The organism is Megasphaera sp. UBA4233 (assembly GCF_002395615.1).
Lineage (GTDB): Bacteria > Bacillota > Negativicutes > Veillonellales > Megasphaeraceae > Megasphaera > Megasphaera hexanoica.
On sequence record NZ_DGXL01000017.1, the window covers coordinates 1 to 3053 of the forward strand.

Annotated in this window: 2 protein-coding genes and 1 pseudogene; all 3 read right to left on the reverse strand. The window is 48.6% G+C overall.

The window, feature by feature from the left end; all coding sequences use genetic code 11:
• Window positions 1-347, reverse strand: a pseudogene (locus tag B2U90_RS04650) (DNA methylase); the annotation flags it as partial.
• A gap of 178 nt (window positions 348-525) precedes the next feature.
• Complete coding sequence (gene iscB / locus B2U90_RS04655; protein ID WP_292017224.1) at window positions 526-2085, reverse strand: RNA-guided endonuclease IscB; 1560 nt, start codon at window positions 2083-2085, stop codon at window positions 526-528.
• A gap of 337 nt (window positions 2086-2422) precedes the next feature.
• Entirely contained in the window at window positions 2423-2791 is a 369-nt protein-coding gene (locus B2U90_RS04660) for a helix-turn-helix domain-containing protein (protein ID WP_292017225.1), read from the reverse strand.
• Window positions 2792-3053 lie beyond the last annotated feature (262 nt).

Consider the following 3053-nt stretch of genomic DNA (forward strand, 5'->3'; position numbering starts at 1 on the left):
CTGTACACATGGATGTCCTCCGGGGCGGCGTAGCGCAGGAAGACCGAGTAGATCTGGGCGGATACCCGTTCGTACTCCGCCATCCGGGGAACTGCAATGAGGTAGGAAACCTTTGTCCGTGTCTGCGCCTCATACCTGCGTATGGCCTCCCTGGCTTCAAAGAGCCTCGGCCGGCTGGGCACCCCTATGGCCTTCAGGGCGGGGGATACGGCCAGGCATATGGTCTGGTCCGTCCGGCTTTCATCCGCCACCAGCAGCTCTGCCTTCAGGGGGTCCAGGCCGCGGAAAACGCACTCCACCGAAGCATAAAAAGACTTCATGTCTATCGCGGCATATACGTGTTCCATCTTACCTGTCCTCCGAAAACCTGCAGGCGGCTGCGGAATGCATTATTTCTCCTCACCGGAGGCCTCTGCATCCGGCTCCGCCCGGCCGGCTTTTCCTTCCTGTGCATACATTTCATAATAACTCCTTAGCGGCGGAAACCCGCCACCCTTGGGTGGTGGGAGGAGCCGCATCCTTTCCCTATTTGATACGTTCCCAACCGGTTTTGTATGAAGATACCCTCGTCAAAGTGGAAGGATTTACACCCTTAAACCACCGCATAACCGCAGTGTTGGTACCTTCGTCAACAGATAAGACGGTATGCTTCTCTTTCGCGCTGATCAGCGCGAGCTTTTGATTGGCGGCAATGGGAATCGTTTTTCCTTTCTTCTTCATGGGCTGCAGTTTATCCAAAGGTACCACCTTTGTCGTTCTCAGCTGAACGGTCGCGCCATTGTTTTGCATGCCGTTCACAATATACATTTTCTTATCGGTGCTGCACCATACTTTATCTCCCGGGGACAGCGTATAGTGTTGTTTCCGGATGCTGCGATGCCCTTTTGCTTTCTTCTCTCCTCTGTACTTCCGCTCGTTGTTCGGGTTATTCCTCGGAATATTCCGTTTCGTGCGATTGCAGCCAAGCTGTGAACCCATTTTCTCTGTTCCGTCACGCGTGTCGATGTATACCGCATCATAGAATTTCTCCAGGACGCGGTTGTTGCGGCGTCTTTTTTTGAAATGTTCCAAATGCGCTCTATGTTTCGGATGGAAGTTGCCCATCGCATACGCATCGTTCGCATGGGTCTTCCTGAGACGCAGCTGCTGCCTGGACTGCTTTGTAGCCGCTCCGTAGGTGATATGGACAGAGATACCGGGAAGTGCTTCCTTCAGCTTGTTCACCATGTTCCACCGGACAGACGTCATGAACGTTGCGCCCTTAAGTCCTTTCAGCTTCGGCTCCAGCCCGTAAAGCGTGCCGCCAGGTTTATGATTTTTCGGCGTGTGGCACTGTTCGCATACCGTCAGAAGGTTTGCCATCCGATTCGTTCGGTCACCCTTCCAGAAGCCGATATGGTGCTCATGCAGCATTGCCTTGTCGCTGAAGGCATTTCTGCCGCAGCACTGGCATGTGTGATTGTCTCTGGAAAACACGGCCGCACGAAGCGTCAGATAGCCGTACTGTTCGCCTTGCTGATAGTCGGTACCCTGCGGGAGCGGTTTTCCTTCTTCGATCGCCTTCAGTGCCTGTGTATCGAATTCCCCCATCTCCACATGGACATCCGTTATGGGCATCACGAAACACAGAGACGTGATAATGTCTATGTGGCGGTCCCGCTTATTGCGAAGAGACGGTGCAAAGCCATCTTTCACAATAACCCCCTTGCGGTTCCTGGACATCTTCGCTCTGTGACGCTTCCGGTTTCTTCTCGTACGACGATATTTACGGCTGTCGTTATGCTTTTCGGTCTCGTCGGTCAGAAGATCGTATTCGCGTTGCAGGTATTCGTGTTTCTCCGAACATACCGATACACCAATATGCTCATAGCCTGTATCACACGTAACTTCAATCTCCTGAACCATGTTCTTCTCCGGGTCAAACTCTACATCGAGCATTTGAATCGTGTAAACCGGTCGGTGTGCATAGGTTACCGCTCTACCACTTTTTTTCAGGTGGCGGGCTCTATAGCTGTTGGTCGGCATCAGGGGATGCCCGTTTTTATCAACAACCGCCACCGTTACGATTCCGTGATGCTGACGCATCCTCTGAGCCTCCTTTCGTGTATTTGACGGTATCCCATCCCATTTTGTAATGTGATGGAATACCTTTGGGAAAATAGTGTTTTGCCCTTGCGGGCTGGTGTTACCACCTTCGGTATGTAACAGATACAAGTATCTGTACTCCCGCTTCTCCACCTTGCGGCGGTAGTCCTCTTCGCCAATGTTATGGGAGGGTTTTTGGCATACTCACTTCTCCTGCCCATCAGAGATGTTTAAAGTATACCCGCAGTGATGAAAACTTGAGGAGCATTTCCATGTGCCTATATCTGGTCCCGGTGCCTTGCAGAGGCAGCCGGATCCTCTTTTAAGAGGTGAGTTTTTAATTTGATATTTTTTTAACTGTAGCTAAAAAGGACATCGTTTGCATGGCTACTTTCTTTAATTCGGGAATATCCAGGGATCTATAATATTTGATAAGTGATATTTCTTCCGGAGTGAGTACTGATTCATCAAGTATACTTATATCAGGATTTAGTAAATCGTTTTTTGATACATCTAAAAATTCTGCGATTTTATCAATATATTTAAGATATGTGTCCGTTTGGTGTTTCTTCCATTGTGTTATTACAGTTCGTGATACTCCCAAATAATCTGCAAGATCCTTTTGTTGAAGTCCATTTTGATCTAGTAAATACAGTATATTATTGAGTATTTCGTTCTTGTTTTGAAATGCTATTTGATCAGGCATGGGATGCCTCCTCGTAGATAATTTTATGTTGACAGATAAATTCAGTTGATATATAATTGCCAATAGCAGTGATCCACTGTGGCCCGTAGAGCCTCTATTTGTTCTATAGCGTCTTAGAACGTTCTTGAATAGTCTGAGGCCGGCGGCTTGTCGTTGTCAATCATGAGTAGCTTCGTGATATTCCTAAAAAGAGAATTTGTCAGTATGCCGCCATGTTTATTGTACCACGAACAATGAACAATAAGTCACGGCATAATATGGC